The 16,288-nt window shown below is 54.9% G+C and carries 12 protein-coding genes; 10 read left to right on the top strand and 2 right to left on the bottom strand.

What is annotated here, in order from left to right:
* The first annotated feature begins 176 nt into the window (after nucleotides 1–176).
* From galU to ADK28_RS21320, 3 genes are read left to right on the top strand one after another with little or no spacing between them, the layout of a single operon-like run.
* Entirely contained in the window at nucleotides 177–1,094 is a 918-nt protein-coding gene (gene galU, locus ADK28_RS21330; RefSeq protein WP_015378094.1) for a UTP--glucose-1-phosphate uridylyltransferase GalU, read from the top strand.
* Between the two features lie 40 nt (nucleotides 1,095–1,134).
* Nucleotides 1,135–2,478, top strand: a complete 1,344-nt coding sequence (locus ADK28_RS21325) for a UDP-glucose dehydrogenase family protein (protein ID WP_048796599.1) — start codon at nucleotides 1,135–1,137, stop codon at nucleotides 2,476–2,478.
* Between the two features lie 9 nt (nucleotides 2,479–2,487).
* Nucleotides 2,488–3,498, top strand: coding sequence for an NAD-dependent epimerase (locus ADK28_RS21320; protein WP_033640117.1), 1,011 nt, complete (start codon nucleotides 2,488–2,490; stop codon nucleotides 3,496–3,498).
* Nucleotides 3,499–3,684: 186 nt separating this feature from the next.
* Here ADK28_RS21320 and hns read toward each other — a convergent pair whose 3' ends face one another.
* Complete coding sequence (hns, locus tag ADK28_RS21315) at nucleotides 3,685–4,092, bottom strand: histone-like nucleoid-structuring protein H-NS (RefSeq protein ID WP_004932170.1); 408 nt, start codon at nucleotides 4,090–4,092, stop codon at nucleotides 3,685–3,687.
* 699 nt (nucleotides 4,093–4,791) lie between these two features.
* Here hns and ADK28_RS21310 point away from each other — a divergent pair.
* Nucleotides 4,792–5,376, top strand: coding sequence for a thymidine kinase (locus ADK28_RS21310; RefSeq protein ID WP_015378091.1), 585 nt, complete (start codon nucleotides 4,792–4,794; stop codon nucleotides 5,374–5,376).
* A 119-nt stretch (nucleotides 5,377–5,495) separates the two neighbouring features.
* Here the strand turns inward: ADK28_RS21310 and adhE are convergent, their stop codons facing one another.
* Nucleotides 5,496–8,168 carry a bifunctional acetaldehyde-CoA/alcohol dehydrogenase gene (gene adhE / locus ADK28_RS21305; RefSeq protein ID WP_016927492.1) on the bottom strand — a complete coding sequence of 891 codons (2,673 nt, stop codon included), beginning with the start codon at nucleotides 8,166–8,168 and terminating at the stop codon, nucleotides 5,496–5,498.
* Nucleotides 8,169–8,699: 531 nt separating this feature from the next.
* On the opposite strand from adhE, the gene ADK28_RS21300 reads away from it, so the two are divergent.
* The 6 genes from ADK28_RS21300 to oppD all read left to right on the top strand — a co-directional run.
* The gene (locus ADK28_RS21300; protein ID WP_015378089.1) at nucleotides 8,700–9,344 is read left to right on the top strand and encodes a YchE family NAAT transporter; all 645 of its coding nucleotides are present in this window, start codon (nucleotides 8,700–8,702) and stop codon (nucleotides 9,342–9,344) included.
* A gap of 696 nt (nucleotides 9,345–10,040) precedes the next feature.
* The gene (locus ADK28_RS21295) at nucleotides 10,041–11,678 is read left to right on the top strand and encodes an ABC transporter substrate-binding protein (RefSeq protein ID WP_048796598.1); all 1,638 of its coding nucleotides are present in this window, start codon (nucleotides 10,041–10,043) and stop codon (nucleotides 11,676–11,678) included.
* Between the two features lie 147 nt (nucleotides 11,679–11,825).
* Nucleotides 11,826–13,463: an oligopeptide ABC transporter substrate-binding protein OppA gene (gene oppA, locus ADK28_RS21290; protein WP_016927494.1), complete on the top strand. Its 1,638-nt coding sequence runs from the start codon at nucleotides 11,826–11,828 to the stop codon at nucleotides 13,461–13,463.
* 83 nt (nucleotides 13,464–13,546) lie between these two features.
* Complete coding sequence (gene oppB / locus ADK28_RS21285) at nucleotides 13,547–14,467, top strand: oligopeptide ABC transporter permease OppB (RefSeq protein ID WP_048796597.1); 921 nt, start codon at nucleotides 13,547–13,549, stop codon at nucleotides 14,465–14,467.
* 14 nt (nucleotides 14,468–14,481) lie between these two features.
* Nucleotides 14,482–15,390 carry an oligopeptide ABC transporter permease OppC gene (gene oppC, locus ADK28_RS21280; protein WP_048796596.1) on the top strand — a complete coding sequence of 303 codons (909 nt, stop codon included), beginning with the start codon at nucleotides 14,482–14,484 and terminating at the stop codon, nucleotides 15,388–15,390.
* Between the two features lie 11 nt (nucleotides 15,391–15,401).
* On the top strand, nucleotides 15,402–16,288 hold an 887-nt coding region (oppD, locus tag ADK28_RS21275; protein WP_048796595.1), incomplete at its 3' end, for an oligopeptide ABC transporter ATP-binding protein OppD.

Genomic DNA, 16,288 nt, shown 5'->3' with positions numbered 1-16,288 from the left:
TCTGTAATTAAACCGTTTATTTATTCTCCGGATTATCCGAACGGGTAATAGTCCTAAATGTTTTCTATTTGTGTTCTGGTTAATGCTCGGCGCGCATAAGCTGGTATACTCCGAAGGTTTTTTTATATCGAGCCCAAGCTCATAAAATGAGCGCTTTAGCTTTAAGAGAGGAAATAATGCCTGCTGTAAATCGCAAAGTCAGAAAAGCCGTGATCCCGGTTGCAGGCTTGGGTACGCGGATGTTGCCGGCCACCAAAGCCATTCCGAAAGAAATGCTGCCGCTGGTTGATAAACCTCTGATCCAATACGTCGTCAATGAGTGCATTGCGGCGGGGATTAACGAGATTGTGCTGGTCACCCACTCCTCCAAGAACTCGATCGAAAACCATTTTGATACCAGTTTCGAACTCGAAGCGATGCTGGAAAAACGCGTCAAGCGCCAATTGCTGGACGAAGTGCAGTCGATCTGCCCGAAAGGCGTTACCGTGATGCAGGTTCGTCAGGGTAATGCCAAAGGCCTGGGGCACGCGATTATGTGTGCCTACCCGATGGTGGGCGATGAACCGGTCGCGGTGGTGCTTCCGGATGTGATCCTCGACGAATACAGCGCCGATCCGAAAAAAGACAACCTGCATGAAATGCTGCAGCGCTTCGAAGCCACCGGCGTCAGCCAGATCATGGTTGAACCCGTGCCGCATAAGGATGTCGGAAACTACGGCGTAGCCGACTGTAAGGGCGTTGATTTGCAACCGGGCGAAAGCGCGCCGATGGTCAGCGTGGTTGAGAAACCGTCGCCGGATAAAGCCCCTTCCAACCTGGCGATTGTCGGTCGTTATGTGTTGTCCGCCGATATTTGGCCGCTGTTGGCGAAAACGCCTCCAGGCGCCGGCGATGAAATTCAGCTGACTGACAGCATCGAAATGCTGATGCAGCAGGAAACGGTGGAAGCGTATCACCTGAAAGGCGTGAGCCATGACTGCGGTAACAAACTGGGTTACATGCAGGCCTTCGTGGAGTACGGCATGCGTCATGCCAGCCTGGGCAAAGAGTTTTCTCAGTGGCTGCAGCAGGTTGTTGCCGCTGACAAGAAGTGATTTGATCTTTCGTCTTAATTTGAAAAACTAGGATTTTCACATGAAAGTAACAGTTTTTGGTATTGGTTATGTGGGGCTGGTACAGGCCGCCGTGCTGGCTGAAGTTGGCCATGACGTTATGTGCATCGATGTTGACGAGCGAAAAGTCGAGAACCTGAAAAAAGGGAATATCCCGATTTTTGAACCGGGCCTGACGCCGCTGGTACAGCAAAACTATGAGGCCGGGCGCCTGCATTTCACCACCGATGCCAAAGCGGGCGTGGCGCACGGGAATATCCAGTTTATCGCCGTCGGTACGCCGCCGGATGAAGACGGTTCCGCCGATCTGAAATATGTCACCGCAGTGGCGCGCACCATCGCCGAGCACATGACCGATCGCAAAGTGGTGATCGACAAATCTACCGTGCCGGTCGGCACGGCGGACAAAGTGCGTCAGGTGATGGCGGAAACGCTGGCAGAACGCGGCAGCAACGTGCCGTTTGACGTGGTGTCCAACCCTGAATTCCTGAAGGAAGGCGCTGCGGTGGCTGACTGCATGCGCCCTGAGCGCATCGTTATCGGTACCGATAATAAAGAGGTGATCGAGCCTATTCGCGAGCTGTACGAGCCGTTTAACCGCAATCACGATCGTATGATCATGATGGATATCCGCAGCGCGGAGCTGACCAAATATGCCGCCAACTGCATGCTGGCGACCAAAATCAGCTTTATGAACGAAATGTCCAACCTGGCGGAAATGTTGGGCGCGGACATCGAGAAAGTGCGTCAGGGCATCGGTTCCGATTCACGCATCGGTTATCACTTCATCTACCCTGGTTGTGGCTACGGCGGTTCTTGCTTCCCGAAAGATGTTCAGGCGCTGATCCGCACGGCGGAGCAGATCGGTTACCAACCGAAGCTGTTGCAGGCGGTAGAGCAGGTCAACTACCAACAAAAAGACAAGCTGAACAGCTTTATCAAAGACTATTTCGGCAGCGATTTGAAGGGCAAAACCTTCGCACTGTGGGGCCTGGCGTTCAAGCCGAATACCGATGACATGCGTGAAGCGTCCAGCCGTGTGCTGATGGAGCAGCTGTGGGCTGCCGGCGCCACCGTCCAGGCCTACGATCCGGAAGCGATGAACGAAGTTCAGCGCATCTATGGCCAGCGCGACGACCTGAAGCTGATGGGTACCAAAGAGGCTGCGTTGCATGGCGCCGATGCTCTGGTGATCTGCACCGAATGGCAGAATTTCCGCGCGCCGGACTTCGATGTGATCAAGAGTGCGTTGAAACAGCCGGTGATCTTCGATGGACGTAACCTGTACGATCCTGAGCGTTTGGCGAATCGCGGCTTTACCTACTATGCGATTGGCCGCGGTGCCTCGATTAAACCGGTTATTTAAGGAGTGGGCATGAAATTCCTGGTTACAGGCGCCGCAGGGTTTATTGGTTATCACGTTGCAGAGCGTTTGTTGACCGCCGGGCATCAGGTTGTCGGCATCGATAACCTGAATGACTATTATGACGTGGGCCTGAAAATGGCCCGTCTGGACAGGCTGGCGGATAAGCCGGGATTCCGCTTCATCAAGCTGGATTTGGCCGATCGTGAGGGCATGGCGGCATTGTTCGCCGAGCATCAGTTCCAACGAGTCATTCATTTGGGTGCCCAAGCCGGCGTGCGTTATTCGCTGGTCAACCCGTTGGCTTATGCGGACGCTAACCTGATCGGTCATTTGAACGTTCTGGAAGGCTGCCGTCATAATAAGGTCGAGCATTTACTTTACGCTTCCTCCAGCTCTGTTTATGGCCTCAATCGCAAGTTGCCGTTTGCTACCGAAGATTCTGTCGACCACCCTGTGTCACTGTATGCGGCAACCAAAAAAGCCAATGAGCTGATGTCACACAGTTACGCTCATTTATACGGTCTCCCGACGACGGGGCTACGCTTCTTTACCGTATATGGTCCCTGGGGGCGTCCGGATATGGCGCTGTTCAAGTTTACCAAGGCCATATTGGCGGGGGAGAGCATCGATGTATATAACCACGGTGAAATGCACCGTGACTTTACTTACATTGATGATATCACCGAGGCGATTGTGCGGCTGCAGGCGGTTATTCCGCAGGCAGATCCGTCATGGACCGTTGAACAGGGATCGCCGGCGACCAGTTCCGCGCCGTATCATGTTTATAATATCGGCAATAACACCCCCGTTAAACTGATGGAATATATCACGGCGTTGGAGCAGGCTTTGGGGGTAACTGCCCGCAAGAATATGCTGCCAATGCAACCTGGCGACGTGATGGATACCAGCGCGGATACCGCAGAGCTTTATCGTGACATTGGTTTTAAGCCGGAAACCAGCGTTGAAGAGGGTGTGAAGCGCTTTGTTGATTGGTATAAGGCATTCTACCAGGTTCAATAATTGAACGAGGGTATATGCGAAAAAGGGGCCTTAGGGCCCTTTTTTTACGCTGGAACCTCATGCAAGGAACAAAATGCGAATTAGGATATTTACTAAAAGGAAAGGGATGAGGCAGGATCACGTCGATAAGCTTTAAAATGAAAAGGCCCCCCGCAGGGAGCCTTTCAGATACGGGCCGAATCGCTATTACAGCAGGAAATCGTCCAGAGATTTACCTTGCTCTTCGATAGCTTTCTTAATCACCGCAGGAGTACGGCCTTGGCCGGTCCAGGTTTTCAATTCGCCGTTTTCGTCTTTATATTGGTATTTAGCAGGACGTGCTGCGCGTTTTGCTTTACCGGCAGCCTTGTTGGCAGCCATGGTTTGCAGCAGTTCATTCGGATCGATACCGTCAGCAATCAGCATTTCGCGGTATTGCTGCAGTTTACGGGTGCGTTCTTCGATTTCTGCTTGAGCCTGGCTGTCTTCTTCGCGACGTTCGTTCACAACAACTTCCAGTTTCTCGAGCATTTCTTCCAGCGTTTCCAGTGTGCATTCTCTTGCCTGGGCGCGCAGAGTGCGGATGTTGTTCAAAATCTTTAATGCTTCGCTCATTGTCCTAGTCTCAAATTATATTGGTGGGGGGCGTCTCGATAATAATAGAGCGCTATTTTCTTTTCTGCAATAGCCAAATTGACTTGAATACTCAAATTTACCTTTTAAAAAACCGTTAATCGGATCTGTCCGACTAATATAGGAAGGGCTGTTAACTATTACCCTTGTCGCACTTAAGTCAAAATTTCAACAGGCATGCTTTAAAAGGCGCGTGTCGCAAGGCTTTCATCGATAAGTTATCGCCGTAATTTATATCAATATTACAATGGGTTCTGTGGGCTTAATCACGTCATGGCTAGGCAGACATTGTAAACAATAGGGGTATATAGGTAAAGATTGCGTCAGGAAACGTCGGGGACAGCGAAGGTGATTAAATGCCCTGTATTGGCCCCGAGTATAATAGACTGGCGCGCCGTTGCGGTTGCGGCACCCGCCGCGGTGAAACCGTGATTATGCATTAATGGGCAAATGATCACGGTTAACCATTAGCAAGAATTAATAGTGATGACAGGCATACATTATCCTGTAAATAGCTGTAAAAGGAACGGGCCGACAGAACGATATGTTTCGCTTGAAAGCGCATTATTACGGCGAACGCAATATTCGTTCGCTTTGGGCTGAGCCTGGGGGCGGCTTATGGTACACTTACCGTCCTAATCGACATTTGAATATTTCTTATACCATCGGAGTTGCGGGGCCATGGCTCAACTTTATTTTTATTACTCTGCGATGAATGCCGGCAAGTCCACCGCGCTGCTACAGTCTTCATATAACTATCAAGAACGTGGTATGCGCACGCTGGTGTTCACTGCGGAGATCGATCACCGCTTTGGCGTAGGTAAGGTCAGCTCGCGCATCGGTTTATCCTCGCAGGCCCAGCTCTATAACAACGACTCGATGCTGTACGCCATGATTCAGCAAGAGCATCAACAGCAGCCGGTGCATTGTGTGCTGCTGGATGAAAGCCAGTTCCTGACCAAGGCGCAGGTTGAGCAATTGTGCGATGTGGTGGACCAACTGGACATTCCCGTATTGTGCTACGGCCTGCGTACCGATTTTCTCGGTGAGCTGTTTACCGGCAGCCAATATTTGCTGGCCTGGGCCGATAAGCTGGTGGAATTGAAAACCATCTGTCACTGTGGGCGCAAAGCCAATATGGTGTTGCGTTTGGATGAAAACGGCCAGGCGATGCACGCCGGTGAGCAGGTGGTGATTGGCGGTAACGAGAGCTATGTCTCCGTCTGCCGCAAGCATTATAAAGAGGCGATTCACTCCCTGGAATAGGGGAGAAAACGCCGCCAAAGCCCGCTGAGGCGTTTTGGCGGCGTGAGTCGAAATGCAGCGCCTCCGGCGCAATAAAAAACCCGCCGTTTGGCGGGTTTTTTTATCGGTTTACGAAACCGTTATTTCTTGGGCTTCTTTACCGCGGCTTTGGCTGCAGCCGGAGCTGCCGCTTCCTCGTCGACCGCTTCGCTGAATTCGCGGCCATAGAAGGTATCCAGCATGATTTGCTTCAGTTCGGCAATCAGCGGATAGCGCGGGTTGGCGCCGGTGCATTGGTCGTCGAACGCGTCTTCCGACAGCTTGTCGACTTTCGCCAGGAAGTCCGCCTCCTGCACACCCGCCTCGCGGATGGAAGTCGGGATGCCCAACTCGGTTTTCAACTCGTCCAGCCAGGCCAGCAGTTTCTCAATCTTCTGCGCGGTGCGGTCGCCCGGCGCGCTCAGGCCGAGATGGTCGGCGATTTCAGCGTAGCGGCGGCGCGCCTGAGGGCGATCGTACTGGCTGAAGGCCGTCTGCTTGGTCGGGTTGTCGTTCGCGTTGTAGCGAATGACGTTGGAAATCAGCATCGCGTTGGCCAGGCCGTGCGGAATGTGGAACTCCGAACCCAGCTTGTGCGCCATGGAGTGGCAAACCCCGAGGAAGGCGTTGGCGAAAGCGATACCGGCGATGGTGGCGGCGTTGTGCACGCGTTCACGGGCAACCGGGTTTTTCGCGCCTTCTTTATAGCTGGCCGGCAGATACTCTTTCAACAGTTTCAACGCCTGCAGCGCCTGGCCGTCGGAGTATTCGTTCGCCAGCACCGAGACGTAGGCTTCCAGCGCGTGGGTGACCGCATCCAGACCGCCGAAGGCGCACAGGGATTTCGGCATGTTCATCACCAGGTTGGCGTCGACAATCGCCATGTCCGGAGTCAGCGCATAGTCGGCCAGCGGGTATTTCTGCCCGGTAGTGTCGTCGGTGACGACGGCGAACGGCGTGACTTCCGAACCGGTGCCTGAGGTGGTGGTGATGGCGATCATTTTCGCTTTCACGCCCATTTTCGGGAACTTGTAGATACGCTTGCGGATGTCCATGAAGCGCAGCGCCAGATCCTCGAAGTGGGTTTCAGGATGTTCGTACAGCACCCACATGATTTTCGCGGCGTCCATCGGCGAACCGCCGCCCAGCGCGATGATGACGTCCGGTTTGAAGGAGTTCATCTGCTCGGCGCCTTTGCGCACGATGCTCAGCGTCGGATCGGCTTCCACTTCAAAGAACACTTCGGTTTCGATGCCGTGAGACTTCAGAACCTTGGTGATCTGGTCGGCATAGCCGTTGTTGAACAGGAAACGGTCGGTCACGATGAAGGCGCGTTTCGCCCCGTCGGTCGCCACTTCTTCCAGCGCGATAGGCAGCGAGCCACGGCGGAAGTAGATCGATTTCGGAAGTTTATGCCACAACATGTTTTCTGCTCGCTTCGCTACAGTTTTCTTGTTGATCAGGTGTTTAGGTCCGACGTTTTCAGAGATGGAGTTACCACCCCAGGAACCGCAACCCAGCGTCAGCGAAGGCGCGAGTTTGAAGTTGTACAGGTCGCCGATACCGCCCTGAGAAGCCGGGGTGTTGATCAGAATGCGAGCCGTTTTCATTTTATCGCCGAAGTAGGCGATGCGAGCCGTTTGGTTATCCTGGTCGGTGTACAGGCAGGACGTGTGGCCGATACCGCCCATGGCGACCAGTTTTTCGGCTTTGGCGACGGCGTCTTCGAAGTCTTTGGCGCGGTACATCGCCAGGGTAGGCGACAGTTTTTCATGTGCGAAAGGTTCGGACTCGTCGACCAGCTTCACTTCACCGATCAGCACTTTGGTGTTGGCCGGCACTTTGATGCCTGCCATTTCGGCGATTTTCGGTGCGGATTGCCCGACGATGGCCGCGTTCAGGCCGCCGTTTTTCAGGATGATGTCCTGCACCGCTTTCAGTTCTTTGCCCTGCAGCAGATAGCCGCCGTGGGAAGCGAAGCGTTCGCGTACCGCATCATAGATAGCGTCAACGACGATGACCGACTGTTCGGAAGCGCAGATAACGCCGCTGTCGAAGGTTTTGGACATCAGGATAGAGGCGACCACGCGTTTGATATCTGCGGTTTCGTCTACCACGACCGGCGTATTGCCGGCGCCGACGCCGATGGCCGGTTTGCCGGAGCTGTAGGCGGCTTTCACCATGCCCGGGCCACCGGTGGCGAGGATCAGGTTGATGTCAGGGTGGTGCATCAGCTGGTTGGACAGCTCGACGGTAGGCTGGTCGATCCAACCGATGATGTCTTTTGGCGCGCCGGCGGCGATAGCGGCTTGCAGAACGATATCGGCGGCTTTGTTGGTGGCATTCTTCGCACGCGGGTGCGGCGAGAAGATGATGCCGTTACGGGTTTTCAGGCTGATCAGCGCTTTGAAGATCGCGGTAGAAGTTGGGTTGGTGGTAGGAACGATACCGCAAATCAGGCCGATAGGTTCGGCGATGGTGATGGTACCGAAAGTGTCATCTTCAGACAGGATGCCACAGGTTTTTTCATCTTTATAGGCGTTGTAGATGTACTCGGAAGCGAAGTGGTTTTTGATCACTTTGTCTTCGACGATACCCATTCCGGATTCTTCCACGGCCATTTTGGCCAACGGGATACGGGCATCAGCAGCGGCGAGGGCGGCAGCGCGGAAGATTTTATCCACTTGCTCTTGAGTGAAGTTGGCATATTCGCGCTGGGCTTTTTTGACACGTGCGACAAGCTCGTTCAGTTCAGCGACATTCGTTACAGCCATAATGCTCTCCTGATAATGTTAAACTCTTTCAGTAAATAAGCCGTGCGAGCCACTAGTATAGTCATAACGGGAATAAACGGTGATTCGAATACCGGGGCTTTCCCGCGTTATTTCTTCGCATGCTGCTGATTTGCTTAAAGAGCTTTACCCTACGCCAACCGGAGGGGCAGGCAGTGAAGAGAACGGAACCGGCTGGATTGCCACCGACTTTGTTCTACTCCCTGGCTACGACTAAGAGCTTACCCACTGTTGGGTAGTTGATTTGTGATCTAAATCATGAAAAGTGCAAGCTGACACCTTTCAGCTTGGCGATGTTGAGAGTGATTATCAATAACTGTGATCGATGACTCTTTTTTCAACATAAAAAATCAAAAGGCCATACATCACTTTAACAAAGGGCATTTGTTTTGTTGCCTAACTTGCTGGTAGTCAAAAATGCTGCTCTGGCCGGATGGATTACCCGCGGCAATTCCATTACATTAGCGCGCATAGGCAGCACACCTTTTTATAGCACTTAACGCGGAGCCATCTGTGGGCCAATCTCTGTTGGATCTTTCCGGCTTTATCAAGTTCTTTGTCGGTCTGTTTGCGCTGGTCAACCCGGTGGGTATCTTGCCGGTGTTTATCAGCATGACGAGCTACCAGGCGGAAGCAGGGCGCAATAAAACCAACCTGACCGCCAACCTGTCGGTCGCCATTATTCTGTGGACATCGCTGTTCCTGGGCGAAGGGATCTTGCGGATGTTCGGCATCTCCATCGATTCGTTCCGCATCGCCGGCGGTATTCTGGTGGTGACCATCGCCATGTCGATGATCAGCGGCAAGCTGGGAGAAGACAAACAGAACAAACAGGAAAAATCGGAGAGCGCGATCCGCGAGAGCATCGGCGTGGTGCCGTTAGCGCTGCCGCTGATGGCGGGGCCGGGGGCGATCAGCTCCACCATCGTGTGGAGTTCCCGTTATCACAACTGGCAAAGCCTGCTCGGTTTTACGGTCGCGATCGCCTTGTTCGCCTTTTGCTGCTGGTTGTTGTTCCGCGCCGCGCCGCTGTTGGTGCGTTTGCTTGGGCAGACCGGCATCAACGTGATCACCCGTATCATGGGTCTGTTGCTGATGGCGCTCGGGATCGAGTTTATCGTTACCGGCATTAAGGCGATATTCCCCGGCCTGTTGTAATACCCTTTGTTTAGCCGCGCACCTTTCGCCTTGGCGCGGCTAAAATTAATTTTAAAGTTTAAATTATTTATTGGTTCGCATTATTATAGTGCACAGGATGAATAAAATTTATGCGGTTGCACTCTTATGTTGCATAAATCTCATGTTGCTGTGCAAAAAAAACGCTAAGCGTTATTTCAGACACTTTTCCTCCCCCATTTCCGCGCGTTTTGCCCCCGCTCAACGGTAAAGCTGTTGTTAAATTAATCACATCATTCTGTGGGGCTTGTCTCACTTTCATCCAGGTGTTATTAGTGATTAACCGACCATAGGCAGGTGTTTGTTCTTTGAATGTCTGGATTGTTAACTGAATGTTTCTTTGTGCGGTAATGAGATTGCGTTGATGGTTTCAAATGAAATGATTTTGTCTTTTTTTTCTTTAAAATCATAGCGATGATTTTGTTTCTCCGCGTCCCCGAGCTTGGGGGCCGGATCGGGCTTCGTGCGATAAAAGAGAATTGCTTAACATTTTCGTAAAATTTATTGGCTATGGAATTTGGCTTCTGCTAATTTCCGAGCAACTTTCCCGTGGTCAATTAACTGAAATGCGCCATAAAAACGGGAATGATTTTTGCTGGTATCCGTTTATTTAGAATTCTTATAAACACTTCACAAACTTCGATAAGCGATGCTTGTCGGTGAAAAGGAGCCTCGATTATGCAGCAAACCCTGAAGCGCACTTCTTTGACCTTGTTGATTAGCGGCGCGCTGAGCGTCGGCGCCATAAATAGCAGTTTGGCGGCGGAAGTGCCGGCCGGCGTTCAGTTGGCGCAGCAGCAGAATATTGTGATCAACAACGGCAGCGAAGTGGCTTCATTGGATCCGCATAAGGTCGAGGGCGTACCGGAAAGCAATATCATTCTTAACCTGCTGGAAGGGCTGGTGAGCACCGACGCCAACGGGCATGTGGTGCCGGCGGCGGCGGCGAGCTGGGAAAACCAGAATTATCAGCAATGGACCTTCCACTTGCGCCCCGGCGCGGTGTGGAGCGATGGCAGTCCGGTGACCGCGCAAGACTTCGTCTACAGCTGGCAGCGTCTGGCCGATCCGAAAATCGCCTCGCCCTATGCCAGCTACCTGCAATACACCAAAGTCGACAATATCGACGACATCCTGACCGGCAAGAAGCCTCCGCAGACCCTCGGCGTCAAGGCGCTGGACGACCAGACGCTGCAGGTGACGCTGAGCGAGCCGGTGCCGTATTTCATCAGCATGCTGAGCCACACGTCGCTCAAACCGGTGAAACGCGCGGTAGTGGAGAAATTCGGCGATAAATGGACGCTGCCCGCCAACTTCGTCGGCAACGGCGCTTACCGCCTGAAAGAGTGGGTGGTGAACGAGCGCATCGTACTGGAGCGCAGCCCGAGCTACTGGAACAACAAGCAGACGGTGATCAATCAGGCGACCTTCTTGCCGATCGCTTCCGAAGTCAGCGACGTCAACCGCTTCCGTAGCGGCGAGATCGATATTACCAACAGCGCGATCCCGCCGTACCTGTACGTCAAAATGAAGCGCGAAGTGCCCGAGCAACTGCACGTTAACCCATATCTGTGCACTTTCTATTACGAACTCAATAACCAGCGGGCGCCGTTCACCGATCCGCGGGTGCGTGCGGCGGTGAAGATGACGCTGGATCGCGACATCATCGCCAACAAGATCATGGGCCAGGGGCAGATCCCGGCCTACAGCTTCACGCCGACCTTTACGGAAGGCGCCAACTTTACGCCGCCCGCGTGGGCCGGCTGGAGCCAGGAACAGCGCAACGCCGAAGCCAAGAAACTGCTGGCGGAAGCGGGTTACAGCGACGCCAAGCCGCTGAAGTTCTCGCTGCTGTACAACACCTCCGATCAAAACAAACAGCAGGCGATCGCCGCCGCGTCGATGTGGAAAAAGAACCTCGGCGCCGACGTCACGCTGCGCAATCAGGAGTGGAAGACCTCGCTGGAAAGCCGCCATCAGGGGCAATACGACGTGGCGCGCGCCACCTGGTGCGGGGATTACAACGAGCCCAGCGCGTTCCTGAACCTGGTGCTGTCCAACAGCAGCATCAATACCGTGTTTTATAAGAGCCCGGCGTTCGACGCCATCATGGCCGCCACGCTGAAGGCGCCGGATGAGGCCGCGCGCGCCGCGCTTTATCAGCAGGCAGAAGCGCAGCTGGACAAAGACTCCGCGTTGATCCCGGTGTATTACCGCGTCAGCGCGCGATTGATTAAGCCGACGGTAGGCGGGTTCACCGGCAAAGATCCGCTGGACTATACCGACGTTAAAAATCTGTACATTATCAAGCAGTAAAAGGGGTATTCCTCTCGCTAGTTCGCGGAGGAATATAGGGAAGGCCGGCCGCCGCATTCGTTCCGCGGCGGCGGGAAACAGAGTCCGCTTACGGGCAACGCAGGTTCCACGAAGAGCCTGTGATAATAAAAACTGGAGTCGATAAGTATGACCAACATCACGAAGAAAACGCTCATTGCCGCCGGCGTCATCGCCGCGCTGGGCATCACAGCAACCACCTCCGCCTTTGCCGCCGACGTTCCTGCAGGCGTGCAACTGGCCGACAAGCAAGAAATCGTCAAAAACAACGGTTCCGAAGTGCAGTCGCTTGACCCGCATAAAATCGAGGGCGTGCCGGAAAACAACGTGACCCGCGATCTGATGGAAGGCCTGGCGAACAACAGCCCGGACGGTTCCATCGTGCCGGGCGTCGCGGAAAGCTGGGATAACAAGGATTTCAAAGTCTGGACCTTCCACCTGCGCAAAGACGCCAAATGGTCCAACGGCAAGCCGGTGACGGCGCAAGATTTCGTCTACAGTTGGCAGCGCGTAGTGGATCCGAAAACCGCGTCGCCTTACGCCAGCTACCTGCAGTACGCCCATGTGGAAAACGTTGATGACATCATCGCCGGCAAAAAAGACAAGTCGACGCTGGGCGTGAAGGCCATCGACGACCACACCTTCCAGGTGACTCTGAGCGAGCCGGTGCCTTATCTGGTTGAAATGACCCCGCACTACGCCATGAAGCCGGTTTACAAAGACGCGGTGGAGAAATTCGGCGAGAAGTGGACGCTGCCGGCCAACTACGTCAGCAACGGCGCTTACAAACTGAAAGACTGGATTGTCAACGAACGCATCGTACTGGAACGCAACCCGGAATATTGGGATAACGCCAAAACCATCATCAATAAAGTGACGTTCCTGCCTATTTCGTCGGAAGTGACCGACGTTAACCGCTACCGCACCGGTGAAATCGACATGACCTACAACAACATGCCGATCGAACTGTTCCAGAAGCTGAAGAAAGAGATCCCGAAAGAGGTGCACGTCGATCCTTATCTGTGCACCTATTACTACGAAATCAACAACCAGAAGGCGCCGTTCACCGATGCGCGCGTGCGTGAAGCACTGAAGCTGGGCATGGATCGCGACATCATCGTCAACAAGGTGAAAAATCAGGGCGATCTGCCGGCCTACAGCTTTACGCCGCCCTACACCGACGGCGCCAAGCTGACCGCGCCGGAGTGGTTCGGCTGGACGCAGGAAAAACGCAACGAAGTGGCGAAGAAACTGCTGGCCGACGCCGGCTACGGCCCGGGTAAACCGCTGACCTTCTCCCTGTTGTACAACACGTCAGATCTGCACAAGAAGCTGGCGATCGCCGCCGCCTCCATCTGGAAGAAAAATCTGGGCGTGGACGTGAAGCTGGTGAACCAGGAGTGGAAAACCTTCCTAGATACCCGCCATCAGGGCACCTATGACGTGGCGCGCGCCGGCTGGTGCGCCGACTACAACGAACCGAGTTCGTTCCTGAACATGATGCTGTCCGACAGCAGCAGTAACACCCCGCACTACAAGAGCGCCGAGTTCGACAAGCTGATGGCCAACGTGTTGACCGCGAAGAGCAAAGACGAGCGCGCCGAGCTGTATCAGAAAGCGGAAGTTCAGCTGGATAAAGATTCCGCCATCGTTCCGCTGTATTACTACGTGAACGCCCGTTTGGTGAAACCTTACGTCGGTGGCTACACCGGCAAAGACCCGCTTGATAACGTGTACGACAAAAACCTGTACATCATCAAGCATTGATACGGTAAGAGCCGGCGGCGCAGGCCGCCGGCCCATGTTGAGAATAATAAGCCGTCATCAGGCTGTCGCACAGGGTTAGGGCAATGCTTAAATTTATATTTCGTCGCTTATTGGAAGCGATCCCGACACTATTTATCCTTATTACCATCTCATTCTTCATGATGCGCCTGGCGCCCGGCAGTCCATTTACCGGGGAACGCGCATTGCCGCCGGAAGTCATGGCGAATATCGAAGCCAAATACCATTTGAACGACCCGATCTGGAAACAGTACGGTCATTATCTGGCGCAGCTTGCGCAGGGAGACTTCGGCCCGTCCTTTAAATACAAGGATTATTCGGTCAACGATTTGGTGGCCAGCTCTTTCCCGGTCTCCGCTAAACTCGGTCTGGCCGCGTTTTTGCTGGCGGTGGTGCTGGGCGTGAGCGCCGGCGTGATCGCCGCGCTGAACCAGAACACCAAATGGGACTACACGGTGATGGGGTTCGCCATGACCGGGGTGGTGATACCCAGTTTCGTGGTGGCGCCGCTGTTGGTGCTGATCTTCGCCATCACGTTGAAATGGCTGCCGGGCGGCGGCTGGAACGGCGGCGCGCCTAAGTTCATCATCTTGCCGATGGTGGCGTTGTCGCTGGCCTATATCGCCAGCATCGCCCGTATCACGCGCGGCTCGATGATTGAAGTGCTGCACTCCAACTTCATCCGCACCGCGCGCGCCAAAGGCTTGCCGATGCGTCGCATCATTTTCCGCCACGCGCTGAAGCCGGCGCTGTTGCCGGTGCTGTCCTACATGGGCCCGGCGTTCGTCGGGATCATCACCGGTTCGATGGTGATCGAAACCATCTACGGTCTGCCGGGGATCGGCCAGCTGTTCGTTAACGGCGCGCTGAACCGCGACTACTCCCTGGTGTTGAGCCTGACCATTCTGGTTGGCGCTCTGACCATTCTGTTCAACGCGATCGTCGATGTGCTGTATGCGGTCATCGATCCGAAAATCCGTTATTAATCTGGAGCACGCGAATGATGTTGACTAAAAAGAACAGCGAAGCTCTGGAACACTTCAGCGAGAAGCTGGAAGTGGAAGGGCGCAGCCTGTGGCAAGACGCGCGCCGGCGCTTTATGCACAACCGCGCGGCGGTCAGCAGCCTGTTCATCCTGGCGCTGATCACGCTGTTTGTGGTGCTGGCGCCGATGCTGTCGCAATTCGCCTACGACGATACCGATTGGGCGATGATGTCCGCCGCGCCAAGCCTGGAATCGGGGCACTATTTCGGCACCGATTCCTCCGGGCGCGATCTGCTGGTGCGCGTGGCGATCGGCGGGCGTATCTCGCTGATGGTCGGCGTGGCGGCGGCGCTGGTGGCGGTGATCGTCGGCACCCTGTACGGCGCGATGTCCGGCTATCTGGGCGGCAAGATCGACTCGGTGATGATGCGCCTGCTGGAGATCCTCAACTCCTTCCCGTTCATGTTCTTCGTGATCCTGCTGGTGACCTTCTTCGGCCAGAATATCCTGCTTATCTTCGTGGCGATCGGCATGGTGTCGTGGCTGGACATGGCGCGTATCGTGCGCGGCCAAACCCTCGGTCTGAAGCGCAAGGAGTTCATCGAAGCGGCGCTGGTGTGCGGCGTCTCCACGCGCAACATCGTGCTGCGGCATATCGTGCCGAACGTGCTCGGCGTGGTGGTGGTGTATGCCTCGTTGCTGGTGCCGAGCATGATCCTGTTCGAATCCTTCCTCAGCTTCCTGGGGCTGGGCACGCAGGAGCCGCTGAGCAGCTGGGGCGCATTGCTCAGCGACGGCGCCAACTCAATGGAAGTTTCACCGTGGTTGCTGCTGTTCCCGGCGGGTTTCCTGGTAGTCACTCTGTTCTGTTTCAACTTTATCGGCGATGGCTTGCGTGACGCCCTCGACCCGAAAGATCGTTAAGGAGTGCCACCATGAGCACCATTGAACATCCACAACTGCAAACCGCCGTCGGCGTTAAAGCGTCGCCGCTGCTGGACGTGAAAGATCTGCGCGTCACGTTCTCCACCCCGGACGGCGACGTGACGGCGGTGAACGATCTGAACTTCGATCTGCGCGCCGGTGAAACGCTGGGCATCGTCGGCGAATCCGGCTCCGGCAAATCGCAGACCGCGTTCGCCCTGATGGGGTTGCTGGCCAGCAATGGCCGCATCGGCGGTTCGGCCAAATTCAACGGCCGCGAAATCCTCAACCTGCCGGAAAACCAGCTCAACAAGCTGCGGGCCGAAGAGATCTCGATGATCTTCCAGGACCCGATGACCTCGCTCAACCCGTATATGCGCGTTGGCGAACAGCTGATGGAAGTGCTGATGCTGCATAAGAAAATGAGCAAAAGCGAAGCCTTTGAAGAGTCGGTACGCATGCTTGACGCGGTGAAAATGCCGGAAGCGCGCAAGCGCATGCGCATGTATCCGCACGAGTTTTCCGGCGGTATGCGCCAGCGCGTGATGATCGCCATGGCGCTGCTGTGCCGGCCGAAGCTGCTGATCGCCGACGAGCCGACTACTGCGCTGGACGTGACCGTTCAGGCGCAGATCATGACGCTGCTCAACGAGCTCAAGCGTGAGTTCAACACCGCCATCATCATGATCACCCACGATCTGGGCGTGGTGGCCGGCATCTGCAACAAGGTGCTGGTGATGTACGCCGGCCGCACCATGGAATACGGCAGCGCGCGCGAGGTGTTCTACCAGCCGAGCCACCCGTACTCCATCGGTCTGTTGAACGCGGTGCCGCGCCTCGACGCCGAAGGCGAAGCGTTGCTGACCATTCCCGGCAACCCGCCGAACCTGCTGCGGCT

Origin of the sequence: Serratia sp. 506_PEND, from assembly GCF_001076875.1 — a bacterium.
Lineage (GTDB): Bacteria > Pseudomonadota > Gammaproteobacteria > Enterobacterales > Enterobacteriaceae > Serratia > Serratia marcescens.
The sequence above is the reverse complement of the archived record's forward strand: the minus strand, read 5'-3'. Positions and strand labels throughout refer to the sequence as shown.

Bases quoted from the DNA above. Each gene is read 5' to 3' on its own strand.
- ADK28_RS21320 (WP_033640117.1), top strand. From the start codon at position 2,488: ATGAAATTCCTGGTTACAGGCGCCGCAGGGTTTATTGGTTATCACGTT.
- ADK28_RS21295 (WP_048796598.1), top strand. From the start codon at position 10,041: ATGCAGCAAACCCTGAAGCGCACTTCTTTGACCTTGTTGATTAGCGGC.
- ADK28_RS21310 (WP_015378091.1), top strand. From the start codon at position 4,792: ATGGCTCAACTTTATTTTTATTACTCTGCGATGAATGCCGGCAAGTCC.
- oppC (WP_048796596.1), top strand. From the start codon at position 14,482: ATGATGTTGACTAAAAAGAACAGCGAAGCTCTGGAACACTTCAGCGAG.
- galU (WP_015378094.1), top strand. From the start codon at position 177: ATGCCTGCTGTAAATCGCAAAGTCAGAAAAGCCGTGATCCCGGTTGCA.
- ADK28_RS21325 (WP_048796599.1), top strand. From the start codon at position 1,135: ATGAAAGTAACAGTTTTTGGTATTGGTTATGTGGGGCTGGTACAGGCC.
- hns (WP_004932170.1), bottom strand. From the start codon at position 4,092: ATGAGCGAAGCATTAAAGATTTTGAACAACATCCGCACTCTGCGCGCC.
- oppA (WP_016927494.1), top strand. From the start codon at position 11,826: ATGACCAACATCACGAAGAAAACGCTCATTGCCGCCGGCGTCATCGCC.
- adhE (WP_016927492.1), bottom strand. From the start codon at position 8,168: ATGGCTGTAACGAATGTCGCTGAACTGAACGAGCTTGTCGCACGTGTC.
- oppB (WP_048796597.1), top strand. From the start codon at position 13,547: ATGCTTAAATTTATATTTCGTCGCTTATTGGAAGCGATCCCGACACTA.